General features: G+C 51.3%; 28 protein-coding genes and 1 pseudogene. 22 read left to right on the top strand and 7 right to left on the bottom strand.

Translation table 11 applies throughout. From position 1 onward, the window contains the following. Positions 1 to 71 precede the first annotated feature (71 nt). Positions 72 to 611 (top strand): annotated as a pseudogene (locus ACOTWU_RS23730) (LysR substrate-binding domain-containing protein); the annotation flags it as partial. Positions 612 to 619: 8 nt separating this feature from the next. Here the strand turns inward: ACOTWU_RS23730 and ACOTWU_RS23725 are convergent. The 3 genes from ACOTWU_RS23725 to ACOTWU_RS23715 all read right to left on the bottom strand — a co-directional run bounded on the left by ACOTWU_RS23725 (position 620) and on the right by ACOTWU_RS23715 (position 2,632). Further along, positions 620 to 1,126 (bottom strand): DUF6622 family protein, encoded by a 507-nt coding sequence (locus ACOTWU_RS23725; protein ID WP_022650052.1) that lies wholly within the window; start codon positions 1,124 to 1,126, stop codon positions 620 to 622. A gap of 78 nt (positions 1,127 to 1,204) precedes the next feature. Further along, entirely contained in the window at positions 1,205 to 1,690 is a 486-nt protein-coding gene (locus tag ACOTWU_RS23720) for a helix-turn-helix domain-containing protein (protein WP_022650053.1), read from the bottom strand. A 138-nt stretch (positions 1,691 to 1,828) separates the two neighbouring features. Continuing rightward, a complete protein-coding gene (locus ACOTWU_RS23715; protein WP_022650054.1) occupies positions 1,829 to 2,632 on the bottom strand; it encodes an MBL fold metallo-hydrolase in 804 nt (267 codons plus the stop codon). Between the two features lie 364 nt (positions 2,633 to 2,996). On the opposite strand from ACOTWU_RS23715, the gene ACOTWU_RS23710 reads away from it, so the two are divergent. The 3 genes from ACOTWU_RS23710 (at position 2,997) to ACOTWU_RS23700 (ending at position 5,871) form a co-directional block, all read left to right on the top strand. Next, positions 2,997 to 4,544, top strand: coding sequence for an EAL domain-containing protein (locus ACOTWU_RS23710; RefSeq protein ID WP_022650055.1), 1,548 nt, complete (start codon positions 2,997 to 2,999; stop codon positions 4,542 to 4,544). A 119-nt stretch (positions 4,545 to 4,663) separates the two neighbouring features. Beyond that, positions 4,664 to 5,296: a LysE family translocator gene (locus ACOTWU_RS23705; RefSeq protein WP_022650056.1), complete on the top strand. Its 633-nt coding sequence runs from the start codon at positions 4,664 to 4,666 to the stop codon at positions 5,294 to 5,296. A 179-nt stretch (positions 5,297 to 5,475) separates the two neighbouring features. Continuing rightward, entirely contained in the window at positions 5,476 to 5,871 is a 396-nt protein-coding gene (locus ACOTWU_RS23700) for a hypothetical protein (protein ID WP_022650057.1), read from the top strand. A 164-nt stretch (positions 5,872 to 6,035) separates the two neighbouring features. Here ACOTWU_RS23700 and ACOTWU_RS23695 read toward each other — a convergent pair whose 3' ends face one another. From ACOTWU_RS23695 to ACOTWU_RS23685, 3 genes are all read right to left on the bottom strand, one after another. Further along, positions 6,036 to 6,203: a hypothetical protein gene (locus ACOTWU_RS23695; RefSeq protein ID WP_154591405.1), complete on the bottom strand. Its 168-nt coding sequence runs from the start codon at positions 6,201 to 6,203 to the stop codon at positions 6,036 to 6,038. Between the two features lie 13 nt (positions 6,204 to 6,216). Next, a complete protein-coding gene (locus ACOTWU_RS23690; RefSeq protein ID WP_022650058.1) occupies positions 6,217 to 6,786 on the bottom strand; it encodes an AAA family ATPase in 570 nt (189 codons plus the stop codon). A 215-nt stretch (positions 6,787 to 7,001) separates the two neighbouring features. Beyond that, positions 7,002 to 8,129 carry a multidrug effflux MFS transporter gene (locus ACOTWU_RS23685; protein ID WP_022650059.1) on the bottom strand — a complete coding sequence of 376 codons (1,128 nt, stop codon included), beginning with the start codon at positions 8,127 to 8,129 and terminating at the stop codon, positions 7,002 to 7,004. A 101-nt stretch (positions 8,130 to 8,230) separates the two neighbouring features. Here ACOTWU_RS23685 and ACOTWU_RS23680 point away from each other — a divergent pair, with 101 nt between their 5' ends. Then, a complete protein-coding gene (locus ACOTWU_RS23680) occupies positions 8,231 to 9,016 on the top strand; it encodes an AraC family transcriptional regulator (protein WP_022650060.1) in 786 nt (261 codons plus the stop codon). Positions 9,017 to 10,090: 1,074 nt separating this feature from the next. On the opposite strand, the gene repA is transcribed toward ACOTWU_RS23680, so the two are convergent. Continuing rightward, positions 10,091 to 10,957, bottom strand: coding sequence for a plasmid replication initiator RepA (gene repA / locus ACOTWU_RS23675; RefSeq protein ID WP_022650061.1), 867 nt, complete (start codon positions 10,955 to 10,957; stop codon positions 10,091 to 10,093). Positions 10,958 to 11,716: 759 nt separating this feature from the next. On the opposite strand from repA, the gene ACOTWU_RS23670 reads away from it, so the two are divergent. The 17 genes from ACOTWU_RS23670 to pilV form a co-directional block, all read left to right on the top strand. Then, entirely contained in the window at positions 11,717 to 12,403 is a 687-nt protein-coding gene (locus ACOTWU_RS23670) for a helix-turn-helix transcriptional regulator (protein WP_096149269.1), read from the top strand. A gap of 452 nt (positions 12,404 to 12,855) precedes the next feature. Continuing rightward, complete coding sequence (locus ACOTWU_RS23665; RefSeq protein ID WP_022650064.1) at positions 12,856 to 13,116, top strand: helix-turn-helix transcriptional regulator; 261 nt, start codon at positions 12,856 to 12,858, stop codon at positions 13,114 to 13,116. A 285-nt stretch (positions 13,117 to 13,401) separates the two neighbouring features. Continuing rightward, positions 13,402 to 13,911, top strand: a complete 510-nt coding sequence (locus ACOTWU_RS23660; protein ID WP_032623570.1) for a transcription termination/antitermination NusG family protein — start codon at positions 13,402 to 13,404, stop codon at positions 13,909 to 13,911. Positions 13,912 to 14,145: 234 nt separating this feature from the next. After that, positions 14,146 to 14,817 carry a hypothetical protein gene (locus ACOTWU_RS23655; protein ID WP_022650066.1) on the top strand — a complete coding sequence of 224 codons (672 nt, stop codon included), beginning with the start codon at positions 14,146 to 14,148 and terminating at the stop codon, positions 14,815 to 14,817. Between the two features lie 21 nt (positions 14,818 to 14,838). Beyond that, positions 14,839 to 15,465, top strand: coding sequence for a hypothetical protein (locus tag ACOTWU_RS23650; protein ID WP_022650067.1), 627 nt, complete (start codon positions 14,839 to 14,841; stop codon positions 15,463 to 15,465). A 73-nt stretch (positions 15,466 to 15,538) separates the two neighbouring features. Then, entirely contained in the window at positions 15,539 to 16,045 is a 507-nt protein-coding gene (locus ACOTWU_RS23645) for a hypothetical protein (RefSeq protein ID WP_022650068.1), read from the top strand. A gap of 14 nt (positions 16,046 to 16,059) precedes the next feature. Next, positions 16,060 to 17,157 carry a toxin co-regulated pilus biosynthesis Q family protein gene (locus ACOTWU_RS23640; RefSeq protein WP_032623573.1) on the top strand — a complete coding sequence of 366 codons (1,098 nt, stop codon included), beginning with the start codon at positions 16,060 to 16,062 and terminating at the stop codon, positions 17,155 to 17,157. Beyond that, a complete protein-coding gene (pilM, locus tag ACOTWU_RS23635; protein ID WP_022649971.1) occupies positions 17,157 to 17,594 on the top strand; it encodes a type IV pilus biogenesis protein PilM in 438 nt (145 codons plus the stop codon). Before ACOTWU_RS23640 ends, pilM begins: the two co-directional genes overlap by 1 nt. Before the next feature lie 14 nt (positions 17,595 to 17,608). Further along, complete coding sequence (locus tag ACOTWU_RS23630) at positions 17,609 to 19,285, top strand: PilN family type IVB pilus formation outer membrane protein (protein ID WP_022649972.1); 1,677 nt, start codon at positions 17,609 to 17,611, stop codon at positions 19,283 to 19,285. 1 nt (position 19,286) lies between these two features. Next, positions 19,287 to 20,591, top strand: a complete 1,305-nt coding sequence (gene pilO2 / locus ACOTWU_RS23625) for a type 4b pilus protein PilO2 (protein WP_022649973.1) — start codon at positions 19,287 to 19,289, stop codon at positions 20,589 to 20,591. After that, complete coding sequence (gene pilP, locus ACOTWU_RS23620) at positions 20,575 to 21,090, top strand: type IV pilus biogenesis protein PilP (protein ID WP_022649974.1); 516 nt, start codon at positions 20,575 to 20,577, stop codon at positions 21,088 to 21,090. The genes pilO2 and pilP overlap by 17 nt, the downstream gene beginning before the upstream one ends. A 2-nt stretch (positions 21,091 to 21,092) precedes the next feature. Next, entirely contained in the window at positions 21,093 to 22,652 is a 1,560-nt protein-coding gene (locus ACOTWU_RS23615; RefSeq protein ID WP_022649975.1) for a GspE/PulE family protein, read from the top strand. After that, positions 22,645 to 23,739, top strand: a complete 1,095-nt coding sequence (locus ACOTWU_RS23610) for a type II secretion system F family protein (protein WP_032623575.1) — start codon at positions 22,645 to 22,647, stop codon at positions 23,737 to 23,739. Before ACOTWU_RS23615 ends, ACOTWU_RS23610 begins: the two co-directional genes overlap by 8 nt. A 13-nt stretch (positions 23,740 to 23,752) precedes the next feature. After that, positions 23,753 to 24,367, top strand: a complete 615-nt coding sequence (locus ACOTWU_RS23605; protein ID WP_022649977.1) for a type 4 pilus major pilin — start codon at positions 23,753 to 23,755, stop codon at positions 24,365 to 24,367. A gap of 84 nt (positions 24,368 to 24,451) precedes the next feature. Beyond that, on the top strand, positions 24,452 to 24,934 hold the full coding sequence (locus ACOTWU_RS23600; RefSeq protein ID WP_045261878.1) for a lytic transglycosylase domain-containing protein: 483 nt from the start codon (positions 24,452 to 24,454) through the stop codon (positions 24,932 to 24,934). Continuing rightward, positions 24,919 to 25,593, top strand: coding sequence for a prepilin peptidase (locus tag ACOTWU_RS23595; protein ID WP_022649979.1), 675 nt, complete (start codon positions 24,919 to 24,921; stop codon positions 25,591 to 25,593). The genes ACOTWU_RS23600 and ACOTWU_RS23595 overlap by 16 nt, the downstream gene beginning before the upstream one ends. Continuing rightward, a partial coding sequence (pilV, locus tag ACOTWU_RS23590) for a shufflon system plasmid conjugative transfer pilus tip adhesin PilV (protein WP_032623576.1) occupies positions 25,590 to 26,577 on the top strand: 988 nt, incomplete at its 3' end. The genes ACOTWU_RS23595 and pilV, both read left to right, overlap by 4 nt.

Raw genomic sequence — 26,577 nt, 5'->3', positions numbered from 1 at the left:
GATTTTTCGCGAAACCATTTGATCATATGACAAGATGTGTATCCACCTTAACTTAATGATTTTTACCAAAATCATTAGGGGATTCATCAGCGCTTCACCCCCATGTGGATGTCCGTCTGCGTATTAACAATAATATCGTCAATATTGCTGCAGAGGGGCTCGATCTGGCTATCAGGTTTGGTACCGGGATATGGCCCTCAACCAATAATGAAAAAATATTCGACGCGCCGTTTGGCGTGCTGTGCGACCCAGAAATGGCCGGACGGCTTCGTGCACCCCGGGATTTGCTGAACGAAAGGCTGCTTCGTTCTTACCGGATGAATGAATGGGAAGACTGGTTTCGTGAGGCCGGGGAGGACGTCGCCGGCATCAGCGGTACGGTCTATGACTCGTCAGGACTGATGATCCAGACCGTCATACATACCGGCGGCGCGGCGCTGGTTCCCCTGAATATGTTTACACGGGAGCTCACATCCGGGCAGGTTGTGCAGCCCTTCGAAACGGTTGTCAATGCCGGCAGCTACTGGCTGACATATTCAAAATCCAGAATCATACGCCCCGTAGTCAGAACCTTCAGGGCCTGGCTTCTCAACGAAGCTCATAGTGATTAAACTATCGGTCAGACAAGTCTTTTATTGTACCACGGGAGAAAAATCCTTAACGTGCCTCCCCAGAATACACCATCAAACAGTCCGGTGAGCCCACCCATCAGCATGCAAAAACTCGCTGACGCCGCAAGACCGGGCTGCAGGAAGATGGCTGAAGTAAGAATGAATTTTGTACAAAAAGTAATAACAATCATTCCCAGCGTCAGCGGCGTCCCGGCCCTGATAACCCTGCCCGGGTTGCCTGAATCCTGCAGGGGAGGTTGTGATCCCCACATCCAGTAGCCGAGTGCTCCTCCCGCGAGTAATCCTGCGATCATCATGGTGAGACTTACCCCTGCCCTTTCTGTTTCAGTCATAATTCCGTAGCCTCCCCAGACAAGAAACACTACCGGGAGCAAAAAAAGCCGTCCGGTTTTCATTTCCCTGTCATAAAGGGCGGTAAAACCACGACGAAGTAAAAAAGCCAGCAGGAGCCAGACCCAGATCGGTACATGACTGAAAAATTCAGACAGGTTCATGGTTTTTCCTTTCCGTTTATTGATGATTACATTTAGCCGTAGAGAATTGCTCCAGCGTTTTACTTGATTGACCCCAGGTTATTTTCCTTTTTTTGTGCCCGGACGGAGGAGATTATTCAACCTGCGCTGTTGCCATGACTTAAGCCGATCGTGAATAACAAACACCCTCAGCCCCCTGAACATAACAAGGCTGCCCCATATGGCGGTCACAACGAGGGACCAGTAGCTTTCCGGAGTCAGCAGATAGTTGATAACCATCATTGCGGTACATGTCAGAAGAGCCGTTGCGAGTATCCGCCAGAACGTCATTTCCCGGGCAACCTGGGCTCTGGCATCACTGATACGTTCATCCAGCGCGTTGACGGCATCCCCGTCCTCTTCCGAGAGCTCAGATACGCTGACGTCAAAGGCAGAGGCAAGCGCACTCAACGTTTCAAGACCAGGTTTCTGCCCTTTTTCAGTGCGCTGAACCGTTCTGACAGAAAGCGAGGCGACTTCTGCCAGCTGCTCCTGAGACCAGGCCTTCTTCAGGCGAAGGGCTTTCACTTTCTCTGCGACGGTCATCGATAACCTCATGTATGTTTGTAGCGGCTAAGATATTCGCATTTCCTGCCCGCACCGTAAACGACACGGGCCTGACAGAAAGACGACACAAGGGCGACAGACGCTGCCTGAATGACGGGATAAGCCTGTATCACAGACTTACTCTTCAAAAATAACGGTATCTCCGCACGCTACAGGATGCGTATTCCTGAGCCACAGTTTTCCCCATCTTCCGGTGCAGTGGCAGCCCAGAACATGCTCAGGTGCGAGCTCACGCAAAAATGCTTTCAGCCTTATCAGCCTGAGCGGTGACGCTGCCCGCAGATGAAATCCCCCGATAAGGGCGTAGACGCGGTTTTCTCCCGTAATGTTCACGCAGTGGCGAACGGTGTTCTCCAGCCCACGGTGGCCACACCCGGTCATAATGACCAGCCCGCGGGACGAGCGCCAGATAAGTGCGCCTTCGTCAGACACATAATCAGGCGTGGCGTTCCTGTAATCGGTATAACCCCAGGGCTCCGGGCTTTCCACGGGGATTTCACCACTCCAGACAAAACGTCCCGCCACGACGCGCGGGGTTTTGCTGTACTCCACGTCAAGACCGCAAAAACGCTCCACGACCGAAAGTTTCTTAAGAGGAATGACCTTTCCCGGCAGCCTGACAGCGGCATACCTTTCCCGTAATACTCCGGGATGACAGATAATCCTCGTCCCTGGGTCAAGAGACGTTATTCCGCCGCTGTGATCGTAATGCCCGTGTGATAATACAACCGCGTTCAGATCTGTCAGCGGCTCGTTGATTAGCCTGGCGTTGTGAGCAACGGTTTCATCCGGGCCGGAGTCAAACAGTATCCGGCTCTCTCCGTCGTCCAGGAGGATGGAGAGGCCTGCACGGGACTGCATTCCTGCAGCCGCGTGAGGCGACAGATGGTTTTCGACCAGAATGGTCATTTTGAGTGCCACAGGTCAGTTCTCCCTTAGCGGTTAATTACCCCATTGTCCCGACAGCAGCGCTGTTACGTGTTTCAGGGCGGCATTTTTCTCACTGCAGCAGATAAAGAGTTATCAGCATGCCAGCCCGCCACATCATGCTCCCCGATAGCAGCCAGATTTCAGCAGTGACAACGAAAATGAGTGATGCTGTCAGAACGATATCAACCCGGTTAAAAAAATAATTAACCTCTTTAAAATCTGCGCTTATATTCATTACAGAGTACATCCCGCTGCGTGCACCTGCTTAAATAACCCTGAAACGTAAAGGGATTAATGATTATCACGTCACTAAACAGTGATAGTGTATTCATGGAAAGACCCCAAAGGACGAATAATGAAATTACGAAAAAGGGCGCTGGCTGCCGGAATTATCGTACCCGCAATCCTGGCTACACTGCTGTCGTCAGGGATGGCCTGGCGCCAGCTGAGCAGGGACACGTCCGTGACGGCAGACATACTGATGAGCCAGGTCGACCACATCACGTCCATTGCCCGCCATGCAAGCCTGGTAACCGCCAGGCTCGCCACTCAGCCCTGTGAAAGCGTCCTGCAGCAGATGACGGAGAACGGCGCCCTCACGCCCTACATCCGCAGCACCGGGCTTATACGGGATGGTAAAGTAATCTGCTCCTCCGTGACCGGAGCCAGACAGCAAAGTGCCGATGAGATTTTTGGTGTTGCCGTTTCAGTACCCACAGGGAAGATAAACGTTATCGCCACGGAGGGGACCAGCAGCGTGCCCGGGCACGTGGCTGTTATCTACGCTTATGGCGCCGGCAACCGGACGACGGCATTCAGCGTGGTGGATGCCCGATACGTTACGGACCTGATGGACTCCCTGGATGATGAGAATCATTCGGTTCAGCAGCTCAGGTTCAGTGATGGCCCCGTCATTTCCGGGCAGGAGAAAATCTCCCCACGTGTGAAAGTGTTCACAGCTGAGTTCCACTCTGCCGCGAGTCAGGCGCAGCTTCAGGTTCTTACACCGACGCTGTCGCTTCGCCATTACATCCTGCGTAATCTGCTTTTCCTCGGTCCCCTGTCCCTGCTACTGACCCTGGCCATGCTGTACATGTGGCATCGCTGGGATTCTAGAAAGATGTCTCTGGCGGAAGAAATCAGGAAAGGGATGGCAGACGGCGAATTCAGCGTGCATTACCAGCCGGTCTGTGACACCGCGACTGGTGCCTGCTCCGGCGCCGAAGCCCTGATGCGCTGGCAGCGTACTGACGGTAGAAGCATTTCACCGGTGGTGTTTATCCGGGCCGCTGAAGAGGAAGGTCTGATTGTCAGCCTGACGCAGCATCTCTTCAGCCTGATAGAAGACGATGTCAGGGCATGGCAGGTGACTGACCCCTTCCATCTGGGCGTGAATATCGCAGCCCCTCACCTGACGGACCGGTCGTTTACCGCTGACGTACTGAGACTGTGGGTTTCTCTCGATCCCGCTTTTCGACTGGTGCTGGAAATTACCGAGCGCAGCCTGGTTGAGGACACTGAAGCGGCATCAGCGAAACTTCATGAGCTACGCCAGAAAGGCTGTCAGGTGGCCGTGGATGATTTTGGTACGGGCTACTGCTCGCTGAGCCTGCTTCAGAGCCTGCCGGTGGATTACCTGAAAATTGACAAAATATTCATCGACAGCCTGACGTCGGCCGGTGCGGACACGCCGGTACTGGACACCATTTTGGGCCTCAGCAGACGGCTGGGGCTGACCACCATTGCCGAGGGCGTAATGGCCGCACATCAGGCTGAATGGCTGATAAAAAATCAGGTACCTTACGTTCAGGGTTATTATTATGCCAGACCCATGCCGGCTGCCGCGTTTTATCAGTGGTACCGGGAGCAGGGCGTGAGACTGAAAGACGACGTTATTGCGTAAGATCAATATTAACCGGATTTTCGCCTGTTTATGTCATGGCGTTGATGTTACATGTATCTCCTTCTTTATATTTTGAATGAGTGATGTCACACCATTTTCTAACTTCAGCCGAGGTCAGCATGATTATTTCCAGCCTGATAGCGATTGCCACCGTTCTGACAATGGGGGTTATCAGCCCGGGTCCCAGTTTTATCTATGTCGCGCGGAATGCGGTCGTCCACTCCCGACGCCACGGGCTTGTGACCGCTCTCGGTACCGGCGTGGGCGCTGCCATTTTTTCGCTGGCCGCCATGCTCGGCCTGCAGAAGCTGCTGCTCATGGTTCCGGAGCTGTTCATGGTGCTGAAAGTTGCGGGCGGGGCCTATCTGTTATGGCTTGCTGTTAAAATGTTCAGGGACGCAACCCGGCCTCTGTATCTGGCGCTTGACGGCGATAAAAATGACGGCAGGACGCTGATGATGACGTTCCGGGATGGCTTACTGACGCAGCTCAGTAACCCTAAAACAGCAATCATTTTTGCATCGATCTTCAGCGCCCTGCTGCCTGAAAATATCCCGGCCCTTTTTTATGTCGCGATCCCGCTGATGAGTTTCCTGATTGATTTTGGCTGGTACGCGATCGTTTCGCTCTGCCTGTCCTCCGAAAGACCGCGCAGGGCTTATCTTCGTCTGAAAACCTCAGTCGATCGGGCATCATCCGCGGTTCTGGCAGCACTGGGTATGCGGCTGATTTATTCCTCCTTTGTTAAATAACAGGACCAGACTGCTTTACCTGTCAGCAGGGTAAAAAGGCTCATAACTGATGAAAAATTTCACAATGCAGAAAGAATGAACTGCAACCTGTGAGATATTTGCCCTGCTTTCCTCAGATTGTCAGGGCTTTTTTTGCGCGATTTAATCAGATTAAAAAGTATCTGTAAGGAATTGATGTCATGATGAAAAATATTTTAGCTGCATTAACTGTTTTCATATCGTTTTCGGCAATGGCTGAGAAAAGGAATATACACAATGAGTGCTCCTTTAGAGCCGCTACGCTTTCGGATATGGTGGCGCTGTATAAAGAGAGGCAATGCAGCAAAAATCAGGCTAAGCAGTTCATCCATGAGGTGGCGACCGGTGAAACTCAAACTCTCAACAGCTGTATCCCAAAAAGCAGATACAAAAACCCAGACTTCATTGATGGCAATAACTTTGAAAAGTGGTCTGATTCTTTAATTGAGAAAATATGGTCCAATACAATGAAAGGCCCTGACAACTACGGTACTTTTATGGATGCGTGCATGAAAAATCCTGACAAGTATATCGGCGGTCAGTGGCTCTACAAATGACATGTGCAGGTTCAATTCATCGCTGAGGGCACATCGGCTAAACCAGCACCGTATATGGTGTCAGTAACCATTGCTGGCGTAGATAAGGCTGGATGACACAATCCAGTCAGTAAGGGGATGATCATGAGAGGATTTTTTAACAGATTAATAGCAACCTTTTAAAGTTAAGTTTGTGTGATAACAAATAAATTCTGAACAAAAAGGATCTGTTCAGCCGGACGGTCCGGTACAACCTTCATCCGGATAAGTACCGGACCGATAATCCGGTCGAAGACTGGCGCCGCCACTTGAGCCACCAAAATACTGTCGCGCTTTCGGATAGTTATAGCCATAACCAGCACCACCTCAGGAGGGCTCGCCGTGGTGATGCCTGTCGTACAGGCTGGATAAAATAATTTCAGCCCGCTCTTCCGGCCCGCAAAGCGGTAACCTGATGAGGTTATAGCCGCATCTGCCGTAGGCCTCAGCCATTGCATGGTACGTCTGAACCGCTTCCCCGAATGACTGCTTACGCTCCGTATCCTGTACGTAGATGTCTTCCCATGGCGGCGCGATGAACACGGTATGAGCATACCGGAACAGTTCAGTCGCTCTCTTCATATGGGGCGGCACCGGCAGATTACAGAGCGTAAGATAGCCAACTATATCCGGCAGCCCACGGTCAAAGAAAAATGGCGTTTCGCTTTGAGCAGCTTCATGCCACGAGCGTAACTCCCAGTTCAGCATCAGCCCGGCGAAAGCTTCCCTGTCCTTCCAGGGCAGCGCATTTCCGCCGATCGCCACCTGGTTCCGTATGATTGCGCGTCCGGCCTCAGCTGCCGTCGGATAACCTTTTGCGCGCAGGGAATTCAGCAGCGTGCTTTTACCTGACCCCGGTCCGCCGGTAATAATAATTCTTTGGTTTTCAGAATACATAAAAGCGTTCCTTTTCGGAAAAAACAACACACTGATGTTGGATACTTCATAATGAAAAGATGAAGACATCATTATACCGGTGCCCTACAGATAGCCTGCAAGCAACATTTTGCACCACTGATTTCCGTTCCCTGCAGATAAAACGTGTCGTCGTGTCTCACTTAATATATCCACGACGCCCGGGCTTTGCATTACAGGCGCTTCCGCCTGTCGGTTCACCCACGTGACACACTGCACAAAAGAGACATAGCAGCACAGATTGTCAGAACCAGTCCCAGTTGCTGCACCATGCCGGCGAGCCCCAGCATCATTCCCAGTAATAAGTAATAGCTCAAGCCGAATAATGCTCCCGCAGCTCCGGTCTGTTCGCGATAACGGTGCAGCGCCTGGCTCAACACGTTGGGTATCGCTATGCCATAGGCAATTACAGTTCCGGCTACCGGTATAAGTATCCACGCCGAGTGCTGCAACCACCAGGCAGCAACACCGGAAAGCAGAGCCAGTGTACATGCATGACGTACCAGCTGTTCCGGTGTTATACCGGTTGTTAACAGTCTCCGGTTCAGGAGGCTGCCCGAGAGTGAAGCAAGTGCCAGTAATATCCCCGTCCATCCGAATGCCCTGGAGCTCCACCCCAGCAGCCTGAAAAGAAACGGAGCCAGGCTGTAATAACTGAACAACATTGTATTCAGCAGGGCTACGAGTATTGCATTTTTCCAGAGCATACCGTCCCGGATCATGCGGGACGCCAGACCGCTCCCCCGGATTCTGAGCGTGTTCTCTGGCCGCGTTTCCGGCAGTAAAACTGCTGCCAGTATTAGCAATATTATCGCCAGTGATGCCAGAGCAATAAATACGCCGGTATGGCCGTACAGACTTACCAGCCAGCCTCCACTTACCAGACCGAAAACCGGACTCAGTGCAAGCGCCGCTCCCATGACGGAAAAGACGCGGGCCAGTGAGGTTGATTCATAACTGTCCCTCAGCATGGTCTGCACTACAACAGACCCGGCGGCAGCACCCGTGGCTGCCACCATACGGGCCAGCAGTAATACGCTAAAATCGGTGGACACAATTGCCATTACAGATCCCGCTCCGTAACAGATGAGTCCAGCCATGATGGCCGGACGTCGTCCGAACCAGTCACTCAGCCAGCCCCACAATGCCACTCCGGCAGCAAAGGAGAAAAAATAGACTGAAAGCGTCTGAGCAGCACGCTCGCTGCTTACCTGAAAAGATCTGGCGATATCTGGCAACGCAGGGCTGTATATAGTTTCTACCAGTTGTGGAAACATAATAAGCAGCGTCAGCAGCCACAGGGGAGGGCGAATAATACTATTCATAACAATATCCAGAGAAACAGAAAACTGGAGGGCATTATTGCTGAGACGATAATGTCTTATTATAATAATAAGGACTTTAAATACTAAATATCAGACATTTTATGAAAATTAGCCCCGACGATAGTTTCGATCCGGATAGTTTTAGTGAGCCGGTAATCGGAATTGCGTCCGATTTAGGTGTACACGATTCAGGACAACACAGTCACCTTCGTCATCAGCTGCTCTTTTCAGCGTCGGGGAGCATCACAATTGAACTTGAACAAACCCTGTGCCAGCTTCCCCCCCGCCGAGCAGCCTGGATCCCTGCAGGAACAATTCATCGCGCCATGATGCGTGGTGTGCTGGCCTATCGTTCCCTCTACTTTTCAACCACGCTTCCGTTATCTCTACTGCCACTGCAAATAGTCGAGGTTAATCCCCTGTTTTTTGAAGTCATAGAACGAATGGCATTCTGGCCATGGGGAATGCTGGCAGAGCAACAGGCCAGTCTCATTAACGTTTTCTGTGAAGAAATACAGACTGCACGCACAGAAAACTGGACATTACAGCTCCCCTCAGACGCTCGCCTGAACTTATGGCTGGATGGAGTACGTACGGGCGAATTACCCCCACGCCTTGGCCAGTTGTCCCAACAGATTGGTGCATCTGAGCGCACGATAAGCCGGGTCTTTATCAGAGATACCGGAATGAATTATCAGAACTGGCGGCAGCAGTGGAGGCTGCTAAAGGCAATGGAAATGCTGTGTGACGGATGGCAGTTAAGCTATGTGGCGCAACAGCTGGAATTTGTCAGCGACAGTGCATTCATCACGTTTTTTCGACAGCATACAGGTACGACTCCAGCACGTTATTCACTTAAGAATATTGCTGAAAAAAGTCCCCGCTGACGGTGATAAATCAATAAAAAAACAATATCCTAAGTTTTTGTATTTTCTATTAAGGTCGATTTTTGACCTCAACGTACAATAATTTTCGATATCCAAACTGGCCCCAATAAATGCGCCGAAGGCGCATGAAGGCGCCCTCTGTCGCTGAATACTGCACCTCCGTAAATGGCGCCGTAGCCCGGCGCAGCCGGTATCAGTTTTGATAGGTTCCACCAATCCATCACTTCGCCCTGCTAAGCCATAACCCGCAGACAGGCGGCACAGGAAATGATGTGCGCCGTCGGAGTGGTCACGACAAGGCTTCGCCGCAGTCGGGGCGTATCTCCGCGTTAGCGGGCCGTTAGGACCGCTTACGGGCGTGTTGCACAGGGTCTGCCGGAGGTGTGAATTAAAGCGGCTCGGGTTCTAGTTACAACATCCATAATTAAAAGCGATGTTGTTCCGGGCCTTCGGCCCGGGCGGCGGCGCTTTTCAGTGGTGGGTTTTTTGTGGGGAGCTGAGGATCCTAGGAGTAAGTGGTCGACTGTTGCTGTTGTAACGTTCTGAACCCTGCCCGCCATTTTTGGCGGGTGCTAACTCTAGGCGCAAAGCGCCTGAACCGAACCGGCGCGGACTTTGTCCGCTGCAAGGGCGGGCGTTATACACATGTCCACAGGACAGGTGGCGAATAGGTTTTATTTTTAAATGTAAGTAATGACTGAAGTTTAAAAGATAGGAGATCAGAAGTTTAAAAGGATCATCGCGGTTTGTAGAAATTCCTTATTGTGGTTTAAAAAGCATCCATCCAGTAGCTTATCACTTTAGCCTCTTGTGGTTTATGTGGATAACTGGATGAAAACCTAAAAGCGGTGAAATATTGGGCGTTCGGTCACAGAAATATGCGGGCAACAAAAGAAGAATTTTGGTTAAGTTTAGAAAACCCGGCATCAGCAGGACATGTTTGTCATTCAGGTCCCCGACGGGGGCCTGAAACAGGGGCTGAAGAAGGTTAACACGGCAATAAAAGCCGAAAAGTGGGCAGGCGTAAACCGATGCCAGGGCACCAGATTCAAAAAGGCAGCGTATTAGCTGGCGTTAGGTTGTGACCAGCAATGCATCACCAAGTCGTGCGTAATGGCCACGCGAAAGCTTCATTCGCTCCGAGACACGGCGTTCTATCTCTGCCCGAACCGCATCAAGATTACCGAAGAAGCGGCCTTTCCTGATTTCTTTTTGGATTTGCTGGCGAACCAGCAGCTCGATCTCTTTGCGCGTTCGCGGAGCGTCCTTACGCGCCCTGTGACGTTTCATGCCGTGTTCATAGCGTGACTTGTGGTACTGACGGAAGCGTTCACGAACGAATGACCAGGCCGCACTGATAAGTTCATCAGCACCGGCGCGAGGAAGCCCTTTCTTCTCACGCTGCTTATTTTCCCACTCAATACGGCTGCGGCGCGCAGCAGCAACGGCTTCTTCAGACACCCCAAGCACCTGCCACATCAACGGTGTGAAAGTGATGTCTGTGGGGATATTACAGCCAATTTCTTTATCGTATTCGGTGTTATAGGTAATGAGGTTCAGCTGAGCGAGAAACTTCAGGGCACCCGTCAGACGGGTGATCGACAGACGTTTTTTTTCTGTGGCCAGTCCGCAGCGAATGCTCATGGTAGTGAGCGATGAACCAACGCGATTAGCAAGGGGATTAAAATAGTGACACATTGCCTGTACGGATGCTTCCAGTGCCCGTATGCGTAACACTGGCGGGCGCTTTTTGCGCTCACCACGGGCGATCAGCATAGCAACCAGTGCCTGGAACTCTGCACGCTCAGTGAAGCCAACAGCTTTCTCGCGAATTTTTTCACAGAACGGAAGGGTTTTCTTTCCCTTTTCAGGAATGAAAACTGGATTCGGATTTTTTACCTGACGGTAAAGTGTAGTGGTTTCGGAATTCTGCTTACTCACCACTTCCTGCGCTTATGTTGCACAGAAGGAGTAAGTACGGAATCTCTTGTCTTTTTTCGCGCACGGGTTATACTCCCATACAGAAGCAACAACTTCTGCATGATTTGTTAAGGACCCCGTTAATCTCGCGATGCCGCCAAGTATCTAAGATTATCGGGGTTTTTGCTTTTCTGGGCTTTGCTAACTAACCACCCAGAACCTGCCACCTTCTTCGGCGTGACAACCTAATAAATTCATTTAGAACAATAAGTTCTCCGACTTTATCACCACAACAATGCAGGATCAATTTTTAGGATCTATCCGGCAGCAGGATCAAACATCACCTCTGGAGCGATGCGCTTCTGCGTCTCGTTTTAAGCTTTCGAACAGCTCAAGTGGTACAAGATAAAATGCCGGCGCGCTACGGTTCAGAATAGCAATAGCATCACCCTCTGCTGACTCGACAGTCCCTAACGGATCCCTTTTGAACTCCGTGATACCAGCGACTTTCGTGCAATGTATCGGATGTGCCATAACTCCTCCTGATTTACAGATAGCACCTACGAATTATTGTATCGTAGCATACAATCAGACACTTAAAAGCATCATTAACTAATATTATGATCGCAGATCAAATCCAGTTAAGTGTCGCCTTACATGATATAGTACATCAACACACAGAATATATCTCTAAATTTCAAATACATACGGCTCTTAGTGGATGATGTCTAAACTCGTTTCTTCAAAAAAAAATTCCAACTCGCTCCCCAGGTTTTAAACCTGATATCCAACAGCAGAGAACCGATGACAATCAAGAACGGCAATCTGCAGTATGTAGCGGTAAACCAAGCTTTTCTTCGATTATTAAAACTCCCCAACGATTATCCGATTGTAGGAAAAACGTTGGACCAGCTCCCTACCTCCTTAGCTTACCTCTCACAACGAATACATAAGCAGGAGGAACTCGTTATGGAACATGAAGATAAGTTTTCTTCAATCGTTACGCATCCAATAGGTGAGAGCAACTCCATACATGCCCTATGCTTCGAATCTAGACCCTATTACGACGATGACGGGATCTGCTCAGGAACGATGCTTCAAGTTAGGCCTGTTGATATTTTTGGGCCAGACAGCTTGCTATCGGGAGACGTTCCCAAATCGTTGGTATACAGGGTACCGTCTGAGATATTCACAAATGCTGAATGGGAGGCCATCTTCTTAATCTCTCTAAAATACAGCAGGAAAATGATGTCTCGAATATTAGGAACCTCTCTTAAAGCGGTAGAACACAGAATCAGCCGATGCCTGCAGAAAACCGGGACCTCGTCTGGAGCCGAACTATTAGACTTTTGCAAAAAGAATAACTGGGATGCATATGTTCCCCCTCGTTTTTTAAAGCCTCGGTTTCGACTATTCAGAGCTGCTCCTGATGCGTATCTAGTTGACTCATCACTAAGCAGACAGTAGTCTTCAAAGGTCACAGTAAATCCTGTGATCGGGCGTGAGAACCCGTATCTACACGTGCACATAGACACGCACAAGCGTGTTTTTTTGTGTACTGAACCAGCACATCTTCGTAATGGCGGTTCAGGTAGGGCAACCGTAAGGTTGGCCGGTACCGTGTAGGCCGGTTTCTCACCCCTGCCTGGGCTGCCACCAGAGCGTGAGAACTCCTTGGTAGCCGACATAGTATCTACACGGGAGCTTCATCTATGATGTGCAAGAACCTATCAAAAATTTCTATATCCCCCTTAGCAAATGAACATGCCTTTATAGGCCTAGCTGCTAAAGCTCACCCTCATCAGAAATCCTTCGCCCATACCACATGTCGCGACAAGGTCCATGGGGTTTCTCCCCATTAAAGGGGATGCATATTGCGCGTAAATTTACTACGTATAGATTTGCTAGGGGACTTAACGATGATTAATGAAAACACTATTAACGCCCTGCATAGCGTATTTCCTGAGCTTTCCAGAAAACAGTTAGAAATCGTTACTCTGTATGCTCACGGTAATGCATATGAGACAATCGCTGACATTTGCAATATTTCTGTTGAGACAGTCCGCTCGCATCTGAAGCGAAGTACTAAAGCTCTGAACTTAAAAAGTAACGATGCAATGCGTGCAGTTATATTGTCACGCTCATACTTTTTCATGATTTCATTGATGATCACAAATTAATCAAAAAATGCACCCTTGAGGGTGCATTTTTAGGATTCAGCCTATTTACACTTTACTTCATTATACAGAGAAACAAAAATACGCACAGTTCCTTAAGTATTGCCGCCAATTTTACTTAAGGGACTAACCTACAAGAGCATCCTGAGCCATGAAGGCGCTCGAACTACAGCATGCAAACTTAAGTGTTTGTTAGTAAGACTGTTTCGCCTTCATGGTTGAGTATGTTCGACCCCATTGAACTTGAATTATCCTTTCATGGATCAATTCTGCGCGAAGCGTTCAAAAATGAATATTGAGACTGTATGTAACCAACAATGGTATCTTGCTCTCTATATTACCGGGGGCAAAAACCGCGAGAACTTATTCGACTGGCTACACGACAGGAGAATAACTCCATGGACACCTTTATCCTTAACGCAAATACGGCGTGCGGATGCCCCGCATGTTTTCAGAAAAAGGATCTCGGCCGTTTTCCCAGGATATTTCTTCCTTAAGGCAGATTTCGAATCACAGAAAATAGATATGATTCGGGCGCACTCTGCATTCTGCGACTTTGTGAAATTCGGCAGTAAAATTGCCCCTGTGAATACAAGGGTAGTCGAAGCATTAATGAAGAAATACCCCGACCCGACTCATCACCCTGCTGCAAGAGCTGAACTCGAAGCGGCATCAGATATCTGGCTGACAAAAAGCCAATACAAACGCCTTACGCAGTTAGATAAAACGGATCATCCCATATCCCGGACTGCAATGCTGTTCGATATGATCACCCATGCTGATGCGTGGGGATTTTAAAATGTACTTAACCGAGCCTCTTAAGCTGGTTCAAACCAGTTTTACACCATCCCTTTAGTTTCCCCCGTTCACGGGGGCTTTTTTTCACCGTTTTCCGGCAATGACGTCTGGGCTGGCCCTGCCCAATGAACACCCTCTGTTCCTGTAGCCAGCCTGCTTTCAGGCTTCTTTCATTCTGGCGGAATGAAGGTACAGACGTCATTGCCAGAAACCGGAACCAGAGAGAGACAAACCATGCAATCCACCCAGGAACAGGTCAGCCATCTCTTGTGGTGCATTCTCGTAGCCTTACGTACGGCAGTCGAAAACCATCACATAACCTCAGAGCGTGGCAAACGTAGATTCATCACAGAATGGCTAAGCGGAGCACGAAGAATACCAACATTCAAAGGGATGAGTAGCGAGTTTATGACTATCCGGCAGTTGCTCGAAAACGAACGAAATCGTCCCATTGATGACGTCCTGACTGCGCTCTGGACCAACGCTGTTTCAACCGGGAACTGTGATCTGTTTCGTTTTCGGGCAGTTCTTAATTCACTTCTCGGCCTTGGCTGGAAGCACTGCCTTTGCCCCTGGCCTGAGCAGGTTGTAACTGAAATCATGGAACGCCAGCGAAATCGTAAGAACCACATCCTACAGTTCACCCGTATGGAAGAAGCATTTACCGCGACAGGCTCAATGGCTTCCCCCGTCACGCTTCAACTCCTCCTGAAAAAAAATGAAGATGATGAGGTAGAAAAGTCTTTCTATCTCGATCGTTTCTCTGTTGTCCGTGGCCGCGATATCTCACTACCCAAAGCCACTCTTCGCACACTCTATATCGGACATCACACACTGCCGGAGTCAGCATGGGGTGCCCGTGAAGGCGTCCGCTACGGAGATGTATGGCGCCCTGACCTTCATTAATCTTTTTGCCGAGGCTTAATCATGAAAACGCATACATTGGGCGTGCTATGTTCCCTGCTGGCGTTATATGGCTGCAACGGAGCTACTACTTCAAACCAGGCTCATCACCGTAATGAAATCGGGCAGTATCAGAAAAACGAAACTGCATACATTCCTGTCAGAGCCAGTATTTACGAGCTTTCCACTCCCGTAACGCCTGAACTAAAGGAATTGCTTGAACAGCCAGGTGCAAAAATATCTTTAAGACCGGTCAGCGCTTCACTGGGAGACGAACTCACGGAACTGGTCGCTAAAGGGGACGTCAGACTGCTCTACGATATGTCAGGAGTCACAACCAACAACAAGGCATTACTTTTCTCTGTTTCAAATTACTCCGCTCAACAACACGCAACGACAGGGGAGAAGAAGAAAGAAAATGTCGTGGATGATCTCTCATTAGTGATAACGCCGGCTCTTTCCGCAGACTCTGCATTAATGCAGATGACCGTAGAGCTTTCCCGGACCACTGGCAGCTCAAAAAATGAATATTCCCGTTACGCTATCAACTTCCGACAACTTCTCAGATTAAAAGGTGGACAGAAGCTCAGTGTTGCTCTTCCCCTCAATGACGAAACGAACCGCCTCATTATCATCTCTCAAAAAACATAACCGTCCCGACTCGTCACTTCCTGCTCCCTTTCATACCTGTATTTCACTAACAACTAACTCCGGAGTAAAAAACATGAAACATATTACCCTTGCCGTATTGCCGCTTATCCTGAGCGCCTGCTCATCCTCACAGCCCGATCAGCGTATTGACATTACTCACGGCAAACCAGCCTCTGTCCAAAAAGTGGTTTCTCTCAGGATGGATGCGCCGCTCAGCCAACCTGTTACTTTCGACAACTCAGACAGCGTACGCTATGTAAATTCGGTCACTACGGAAGATGGGAAAATCGTCAGTAAGGAATACCGCACTCTCTCTTATGGAACCACGGTCAGGGCTGTCGTCAGCGATGCAGGGGATGACAAACAACTCGTTTCACTGGCGGTACGACACGCCTGCCATCCCGAATTATCAAAACTCTCAGCTGGCTCAGCCGAGGAAGGGATAGACCTGCCCTCGCAAAATTACATAACTCAACAGCAAAAAATTCTGATAGCGCGCGGAGACGATGTTCTGATCAGCGGTATCGGTTTTGACGCGAACTGTGCTTTTCCACGTATTACCGTTCACCCCACCGAATAACCCCGGGGATCATCATGAAAAAACTTGCCCTGCCCCTGTTAATACCGTCGCTGTTAAGCAGTTGCGCGGGATTTAATAACCGTAACATTGCTCCTGACACACCTGCGCTCGTGTTTGTCGACGGCCAGATCAGCGATAGTGCCGATATCATTACACAGACACAGCGGCGAATTGCGCCTCCGGCGGCCACTCCCGTTCCCGTACGCCAGCCGACATCTGTAGCGGTAACATCGCAGACCTCCCCGCTGCCGCAACCAACAATGATGGCCTCCTCCGCAAAACAAGTCAGCTCAGTGAGCCCCATCATGAATCCAGCGCTGCCGGCACTCACATTTACCGGCACACCAGGTCCCGTTGCCGTTCTGTCATTATCACAGGTGCGTAACCTCACTTTCGAACAGTGGGTCAGGCGCATCATTCCGACTGGCTGGACGCTGAACTATGAGAATGCCCTGCGACCTGTACTGAATACCCGTATCGTCTCGGTCGACACCAATGACCAGTGGACCAGGGTGCTCAACCGTCTGCTGACAGAGCAATCCATCCAGGGTCAGCTGGACTGGGATCGTCATGCCGTCACATTGCAGCGAAAGGGGCAAACCGCTCAGATGACCGTCCCTGCACTGTCCACTGGAAACCTCCCTGCGCCGCCACAGGCGTCTGGCGCGCCGAGAAATCCGTTCAGCGGACCGGAGGTGACCCAACCCATACCGACGGCAGCGGTTAAAACCAGCACATCCTCTGTAACAACAAAACCGATGAAGGCACCAACAGCGGTAGTTAAAGCACAACCAGCCACCGGGGAACCAGTCGCACCTGTGGTTCAGGGTAAAACCTGGCTGGCGCCATCGGGAACGACTCTTCGGGAAATGTTGATGAAATGGGCGCAGGATACCCGCTGTGAATCAGGCGCATCATCGCACTGGACGGTTATCTGGCCAGTATCCGTGACGGATTATCGGCTTGACGCACCACTGACCTTCCGCGGCTCATTTGAAACCATGCTCGGTCAGATGTTCGACCTTTACCGTTCAGCACAGAAACCGCTTTATGCTGAAGCTTCCCGCATGCAGTGCGTGGTATCTGTCACAGACACTCCGGCAGGTCGGTGATGGGCTGGGTCATACTGGCAATCAGCATGATATTTTTCCTGATTGTCGGTGATATAGATTCGCAACAAAATCAGACCAGCCGGACTGCAATACAGACGCAGAGCGGCCAGCTTTATGCCTCCCAGATCCTGACTATCGCCAACCGCGTTAACGACTGGCGTTACAAAACTGGCCAAACGAATGGCACAGTTCCAGTTGACCAGCTGGGTCTTCCCTTTACTCCCGACGCCCGGATCCAGTACCGGTTACTTCAGAGTAGATTGTGGGTCTGGATGCCGGAACAAGCTGGACTCGTTGATGCCTTACGGGCACAGAGTCGCGGTTCGGCACTCATCGGCACCATGAGAAGCGGCCAGTTAATCTGGCTTTCCGGTCTGGCCACCGGGCTCACGGCTCCACAGGGCGTTCCTGAAGGCGCTGTGGTTTACCTCAACTAATCCGGATTTCCCCCATGAAGAAAACCCTTTTGCGGCGCCTGCTGATGGCGTCCTGCTTTGCCATGCTCGCAGGTTGTACCTTCTCTGAAATCAACAAAATGCAGACTAAGGCACAATCTGACGCCACGGTAGCCCGCGCACAGGCACAGCTCCCGCGAACACAACATCAACAACCACTGACCTGGACGGAGCGTCAGTGGATTAATCCGAGTCCTATCCCGGTCGCCGTTCGTGAACGGAACCACCAGGCTCCGTCATGTAATATCACCCAGGCAAAAAATACTATTACGCTACAGGAACTGGCACAACGCATCACCGCGCTGTGTGGAACCCCCGTTATTTTTACTCCTGACGCCCTTGATATCAGCCAGAGCAGCGTCAGTACCGGCGTCACACGCCAGATGAGTGGCACACTACCACCACCTGATGACAGCGGTCGGACGCCACTGGCCAGTCTGGGGGGCGTAACTTCTTTGCCGACTGGAGGAACCAGCCAGCCCCTGAACCTTACCGGACTGATGTGGCAGGGAGACCTGGGCGGACTTCTGGATCTGATGGCCAGCCGTAGCGGTCTCTACTGGCGAATGGATAATGGAACTATCGTGTTCTATCTGATGGAAACCCGGACCTATTCGCTGGCCATGCTGAACACTAAAACGTCCAGCACGTCGAGCGTCAGCTCAGGGACGACCAGCAGTATGGGAGCCACCAGTGGTACAGATAACTCCGCCTCCGGCGAATCCACAACCTCCCAGAGCACAACCACGGGGCAGGAATACGATTTGTATGCTGATCTGCGAAAAGCTGTGGAGTCGATGCTGACCCCGAACAAAGGTCGCTACTGGCTGTCCTCCTCCAGCTCATCACTGATTGTGACAGACACGCCGTCAGTACAGGCCGCTGTGGCCCGTTATGTGAACGAGCAAAATCTCATCATGAACAGACAGGTAGCCCTGAATGTTGAAGTCCTGAGCGTCGGTAACTCACGAAACGAAGATTTCCGGATTGACTGGAACCTGGTGTACAAGTCACTGCACTCTGCTGGCGCCACGCTTAACAACGCGACAGGGGATCTCACTGGTGGTATTTCTGCCGGCGCGTCCATTCTTGATACCGCTACTGGTAATGCCGCGAAGTTTGCTGGCTCCAGCCTTCTGCTGAAAGCATTGTCAGAACAGGGCGATGTCAGCGTCGTCACTTCTCAGTCCAGTACCGTGACTAACCTGACGCCCGTGCCTATTCAGATGGCAGATCAGACGGTCTATGTAGCGCAGTCGGCTACAACGACAACCACCGATGTCGGCGCCACCACAACGCTGACGCCTGGGATGATCACCACCGGTTTCAACATGACCCTGTTACCGTTGATTCAGGAAACAGGTAACGTTCAGCTACAGGTAAACTTCAACCTGTCAGATCCACCGACCATCCGTAACTTCACGTCAAAAGACGGGAACTCTTACATCGAGATGCCATATACCAAACTGCGCTCTCTGAGCCAGAAGGCAAATCTCCGGGCCGGGCAATCGCTGATCCTCACTGGTTTTGATCAGAACAATACCTCCGTCAATAAATCCGGCACCTTTACGCCAGGGAACCCGCTCCTGGGCGGAAGTCAGTCAGGTAAAAACGAACGGACCACTCTGGTCATCGTGATCACACCGACATTCCCGCAAAGTTCCGGAGGCTGAAATGAAGGATGAGGATTACCTGTTTACAATCCGGGATGGAAAATCCCGCAGCCGTTACTGGCTGGCGGGGATGGACTGGGCGCCAACGGAAAGACAAAAATTTCGGCTGCCGCCATTTCAACCAATAAAATCACGTTCCGGAAGAACAGACGGCATCGGCGTCCACACCTCAACAGGACAGTTCAATAAACGGGACACAGGGCAATCAGTCGCTGGGAGTGGCAGATTGCCCGTCCGTCATCGCCGTCACCAGCTCTTTTCGCTGGCACTCGCGTTCTGTGCCAGCACACGAAATGGATACGGCATTTATCGGTTGAGTAGTACCGACTTCGTGTTTCTGGCCAGTATTAATGGTGTGCCTGCCGTCACTGCCGATAAAACAGGGAGTGCGGACAAAATGCAGGGGCTGCTGACACTGTTCCTGAGCATGAACGAACCGCCCCCAGAAGGCTGGGTCTGTCTGGCATCAGTGGAAAACCCCCTTGATGCTAACAGCCTCTTTGCCGGACTATCTGCACGCAGGCGACAGCAATGCCGTGTGCATGTAGATGGACTCCGGAGGCAGCGCTGGTTACTGGCTTGCGCGATACTGCTGCTCAGCACAGGCGCCATTGCCTGGTGGCAGACGGCCACACCACCGGAGGAACCGGTACTCACCGCTGAAGAAATACAGGCCAGGGCGCGCGCAATGTTCGCCAGTCAGGCAAAACCTAAGGTTTTGCCTCATCCCTGGGCACGCGAGGTAACAGCCCAGGCTCTGATTGATGATTGTCAGAGAAAGACCGATCCGGCGCTACATGTTCTGGGGAGCTGGAAACTGGCATCCGGGACCTGTTCTCCTGACGGTATAACCCTTTTGTACCAGATTATGCCCGGTGGCACAGTCGAGGGGTTTCTCGCTCGCAGTCAGGAAGTCTTCGGTGTCACGCCAGTATTCAATCTTAAGGAGGGGGGGCGGGAAGCCCGAATTTCATTACCGCCCCCGGACAGACCACTCAGGGATGAAGCAGTGCCTGACAGTTCATTGCAGCTCATCCGCATCCTATCCTGGTTCCAGCGTCAGCAAATCACACTCAACATCACCGATGTAGCCATGCCTCCAGTCCTGCCGGGGTCGAACGGAGAACCGCCTCCTGTGCAGGACTGGCAGGAATACGCGTTTAGTTTTTCCGCGCCCCTCCCCGCCATCATCTTATTCGACGGTCTGGATGAAACTGGTATCCGACTTACCCGTTTAACATTCGAGCTGAACGGAAGTGCGTTCAGCTATACCACTGAAGGTAAAATTTATGCGTCAGCAAAGTAAATTTCTTCGGCAGGCGACACTCTGGCTCCTGCTGCCAATATTCGGGCCTTTACCCGTTCAGGCCTCTCAGTCCACGAACCAGCAGGTATCACCGCCAGCAGGGAACGTGATACCCGGTGTGACAAAGGGACAGCTTGAACAGCTGCATATCCGAAACGTCATTCTTCAGGCAGAAGTTCAGGGCGCGCAACTGCAGCGCCAGCTTGAGGAAAATCAATCCAGCGTCGGCACTCCTGCCACCGCTCTTCCCGGTGCCTCCTTCGGCGATACTTCACTGCCTGGCCAGCCTGCACGTCCGGTTACTGTGAGTAATCGCCCTGTCGTGCTGGAGATTAACGGCCGCGATAAAAACCTCCGCGCCACACTACAACTGCAATCAGGACTGTCATTGGTCGTATCACCCGGAAGCCGTATTCCAGGAATGGAGAGCACAGTCAAAAGCATTACCTTAGCCGGAGTCACACTCAGCGATGGCACACTGCTTGCCTTTGGGGACTAACCATGAGCGCTATTACTGCAGAATCTCTTCTGCTGTTTGATGACGGTGACAGGAAAGAAATCCTCATTGATACCAACCAGCGAGTCGACCCAGGTGTACAGGCCGCGCTGATGGACTTAATGAACAAACATCCGGGGATCAAACATCGGTTTGTCACTCTCTCAGACTTACGAGAGGCGCGAAAAAAGCAGGAAGCTCAACCTCAGGCCAGCGATAAGACAGGATTAACTCTGGCAGACCTGGATGGAGACAGCAGCCAAAGTGAACAACGGATCCTGAACTATTTTTCAGTGGCCAAAAAGCTCGGTTCCTCAGATATTCACTTTCTCATTTCAGATTCACTCTTCCAGGTCAAAATGCGCGTCCACGGCTATTTGCATGTGGTGGATGAACGTCGGCGGGAGGAAGGTATATCCCTCTGTGCCACCTGTATTCTCTCGATGTCGGATGTGTCAGAAACCAGCTTCTACCCACACCGGGAACAGGATGCACGACTCTCCCCGGCAATGATGCGGAAAATAGGTCTGTTTGGTGCCCGCTACAGTCACCGCCCAACTGGCGATGGGCTGATTGCGGTTATGCGACTTATTCCGGATGACGGTAACAACGTACCTGACTTCCTGCAACTGGGTTATCTACCCGAACAAATCAAGCTGCTTAAACGCATGATTGACCGACCTGAAGGTAAGATCATCCTCTCGGGGCCAACTGGTTCCGGTAAATCCACCACGCTCCGTACCGCCTGCCGTGAATATCTGGATACCAACCCCGGGCAACACCTTCTGACCATCGAAGACCCACTTGAGGGGCAGGTCGTGGGAGCTGTTCAGACGCCAATCATCTGCGACAAATCAGATGAGGAAGCAGTACGTATCGCCTGGGGAAAAGCTATCTCGTCAGCGCTGCGACTGGATCCGGACGCCATTATGGAGGGTGAAATGCGTGACCTTGTCTCGATGCTGGCCACCATTTATGCCGCCCAGACCGGACACCTGGTGATGACAACCCTGCACACAAACTCAGCACTCGGCATCCCGGAGCGTATGGTTACGCTCGGTGTTAACGAAAATCTGTTGTGTGATGCCCAGCTTTTAATCGGATTAATCAGTCAGCGTCTGGTACCCACACTATGTCCGGAATGCCGTATATCCTGGCAGGATAAGGTCAACACCTTAAGTGACGAGGAAAAGAACTGGCTGGAGAAATACTGCAATATTGAAGGCGTCTGCTCGACCGACAGGCTCTATTTCCATAACCCGGACGGGTGTGAAGCATGCACACAGGTAGTGGAGATCAACGGCCAGGTGCGTGGCAAAGTCGGTCAGGGTATCAGGGGACGTACCGTCATTGCCGAGGTTATCGAGACCAATAACCGTCTTTTTAAGCTGCTGAAAACTGACGGCAAGGTTGCGGCTCGCCAGTTCTGGATAAACAACATGCAGGGGATCAGCCGTGTCCGGCACGTTCTGCATAAAATCAACGAGGGGCTGGTCGACCCGCTGATGGCCAACCGGATCATTCCACTCGATGAAGATGAACGTCTGGAGGTGGATGATGCGTGAAATGCACTTCCTGAAACGACTCCGATATAACCTGGTCCGTAAGACGTTCAGCGGTCAGTATCGTGTTCAGTTCTATGATGCGCTGCGGTTTCTGATTGAAAACCGACAGAAACTAAAGCCTTCACTGGAGAAAATGCGCAATGCATGGACGAACTTCGGCCAGAACTGGCATCCCTACGTTGAGCTGACGGACGACTGTATTGATGCGTTAAGGGAAAACAGCGGCGAAAAAACGCTGGAGCGCACCCTCACCCGGTGGCTACCTGCCGCAGAAGCTTCCGTTATAAGCGCCGGCATACGCAGTGAGTCACTTCCACGCTCACTAAGATACGCCTGTGCCCTGACCCACGCGGGTAAGCGTATTCGCGCAGCTGTATGGCAGATGGCCATCTATCCGATTGGTTTTGCCATCATGTTGTCCAGTTCCATCTATGTACTGAATGCCGAACTACTTCCTACGCTGACAGAAATCAGCCCGCCAGAGAACTGGACCGGGGCGCTAGGGTTTCTTTACGGGATCTCAGTGTATTTCAGTGAGTATGGAGTGATAACCGGCATCGCCGCCACCGCTTTAATTATCTGGACGGTCTGGTCACTCCCGCGCTGGCATCGCCCTGACAGGCTTCGTCGTATATTCGACGGGCTGATGCCATGGTCGGTTTATAAGGATATTCAGGGCGCGACCTTCCTGTTGAATATCGGTGCACTGCTACAGTCCGGCGTAAGAACCAAAGACGCGCTGGAGATCCTGCTGGAAACGGCATCCCCCTGGCTTGCTGTGCGTATTGATGCGATTACCGAACATGTGCGTGAAGGTAAACATTTCGGACTGGCCCTGAAGGACTGTGGTTACGATTTTCCGTCGCAGGAAGCGGCCAACTTCCTCTCCCTTTTGCAGGGTGATGGAGACGATGAAATCATCATTAACTACGGACAGCGCTGGCTTGAACAAACCCTGGAGCGCGTAGCAAAGCGCGCTGTTGTAATCCGCGGACTCATGTTCCTGGCAATGATCCTGATGCTTCTGCTTCTGGTCCTTGTCGTTATGGATATTAATGCCCTTAACAGCTCGTCGGGCTCTTTTTAAATGAGGAAACATCATGCAATTTAATTCTGAACCAACTTCTCAGCCATACAAACCAACTAAGGCGCTTTCGCAACACCGCGGCTGGGGCTTCCTGGAGCAGGGCAGCATCGCGCTAATCGTACTGGTCGTCATCGGGATCGTCCTGGCGGGATACTTCGCCCTCAAAAATAACGTCAACGTAGGTAAGGAGTCGTCGAACATTCAGTCGCTCATCACAAGCACCCAGAACATGATGAAAGGAGGAGATGGATACACATTCACTTCCGGTGCCAAAATGATGGGCTCGCTTATCCAGATGAAACTTCAGCCTAAAAGTATGACTGTACGTGGTACCCCCTCTTCCGGCACCGCCACGCTTTATAATGGATGGGGTGGAGCCGTGACACTGTCACCTGTCACAGTCTCCGGGTTCTCAAATGGATTCTCTTTGACCTACGAAATGGTTCCTCAGGGTGCCTGCGTCTCGCTCGTCACAGCACTCAGTCGCGCCAAAATTGCTGATGCGATCACCATCAACTCCACGGCGCACAGTGATGGGGTTGTGACAACTGAAGAAGCCAGCGCGCAATGCACAGCTGACAATGGCAGCACAGGTACCAACAAGCTGATCTTCACGATGAACAGCTAAGGAGACAACATGCGGAGAGAACGCATTCTCTCCTGCCGCCTGGTAATGACGCTGCTCATTCTGTCCTTTTCCTCCGGCCCATTGATGGCCAGCACGAACTCCCCGCCTGCGACTTTTGATGCCTGCTTTAACAATGCCGGTGCCCGATACCAGATCGAGCCACTGCTGCTTAAGGCAGTGGCCAAAGGGGAGTCTTCGTTCCGTCCATGGGTCACAAACACCAACCGGGATAAAAAGGGTAATCCGGTCAGCACGGACTATGGGTTGATGCAGATTAACTCAACCCATGTTCCTAAGCTCGTCCGGATGGGTGTCATCCAGGGGGCAGAAGACCTGCTGAAGCGCCCCTGTCTGAACATTCAGATAGGGGCGTGGATCCTGGCCAGCCACTTTCAGGTATGTGGTGTGACCTGGAATTGCCTCGGGTCTTACAACGCTGGATTCCGTAAGGATCGGCACGAAACCCGTGAGCAATATGCCAACCGTATCTGGGGGTTCTATCTGGAGCTGAAAGGTCTTCGAGTCTGTCGACAGGTGAAAGGAAAGCGAATATGCGAACCATCATAGTTACGAGTCTGACGACAGCATGGAGTCTGCCGTTACTACTGGGGTTCGCAATCATTGGCAGAGTCCTGATGTGCCGCGTGCTCGAATTTCTGGAGGAGCACCCGATAAACGTTAAGGAACAGAAAACAACCTTGACGGCAGGGATTTGGTTCTTCGCTACTTTCAGTATGATCGCTGCCCTTGCACCGGTTCCTGTTGCTGATCGGGCAGCTGCCATAGTGATGATGGCCTTCCTTCTTCAGGCCGGGAGCACAGACGCAGTCAGTGGATATCTGCCACGAACCTTCACAGTACGGCTGTTACTTGGGGGATTGCTCTGGGGAGCAGCATCAGACGTTTCAGTTGAAAGTATATCTACACAACTGGCGGAGATCGCAGCAACAGTCAGTCTGATGGCACTACTGAGTGTCCTGGTAAACCGGGGCACTCAGCGTCTGGGTCAGGGGGATTTATGGCTGATAACTGGCCTGACTGCCTGGATGGGTGGGAAAGATGCTGCACTGGTCACTCTGTTTGGAGCAGCAGCCTTTGTTCTCTGGCTGCTAACCTGGAATGTATCGGGGAAAAAAGAGGGACCGCTGGGACCCTGGCTTTGTCTTAGCGGGAGTATTTTCCAGCTCACTCTTCTGTATCAACCTGTATGGATATCGATTCTATGAAAAAGCATGATCGTGGCTGGGCAAATCTTGATGTCGCTCTGTCGCTCCTTGTTGTGATGGCAATGGCCGTCTTTGGACTCACTAAATACAAGGACTGGCAACAGGAGAAAAACTGGCAGGTTGAAGCAGCCCATATCAGTACCTACGCAGCAGCTGCGCGTGGCTACGTCGGGCGAAACTATGCCACGCTGTTAAGTGCAACCAGCACTACCGCGCCGACAGTGATCACCACAGCCATGCTTAAAAATACCGGTTTTCTGCCGTCCGGTTTTACCGAAACAAACAGCCAGGGTCAGCGTATGAACACGTACCTGGTCAGAAACGGGCAAAACACGGAATTGTTGCAGGGAATGGTGGTATCAAGCGGTGGAAGTGTATATCCGGCCAAAGCATTGAGGCTGATATCGAGGGACATCAAAACCGGATTCGGAGGATACATCGATGACGGTAAAACTGCCACCGGTGCCTTGCGGACTTGGAAAATCCCGCTGAGTAGCTACGGAGCTACTTCCGGAAATGGACATATCGTCGTGCTCCTCTCAACAGATGAGTTATCTGGTGCACAGGAGGATAACGACAGGTTGTACCGTTTTCAGGTTAATGGCCGCCCCGACCTGAATAAAATGCACACAGCAATAGACATGGGGGGAAATAATCTGAACAGCGTCGGTACCATTAATGGTAAGACAGGAACATTCAGCGGAAATGTGAGTGGTTTAAATGGTATTTTTTCCCAGAATATTACAGCGGGAGCACAGGTAAAAGGAGCTACAGTCCGTGCTGACAGTGACATCAGCGCCGGACGCAATATTACGGCAACAAACGAGGTCTCTGGTGCCACAGTTAAAGCAACAGGCAACCTTTCAGCTGGCGGTGTTTTGCAACTGGGTCAGGTAAACGTTGCAGGTATAGCCTGTTATCCGAATGGGCTGATAAGCCGTGATGCCAGTGGTGGCGTACTTTCCTGTCAATCCGGTGTGTGGA

It is taken from the genome of Enterobacter cloacae complex sp. GYL001 (assembly GCF_049237125.1).
GTDB lineage: Bacteria > Pseudomonadota > Gammaproteobacteria > Enterobacterales > Enterobacteriaceae > Enterobacter > Enterobacter hormaechei_C.
This window is presented reverse-complemented; position numbering and strand designations above follow the sequence as displayed.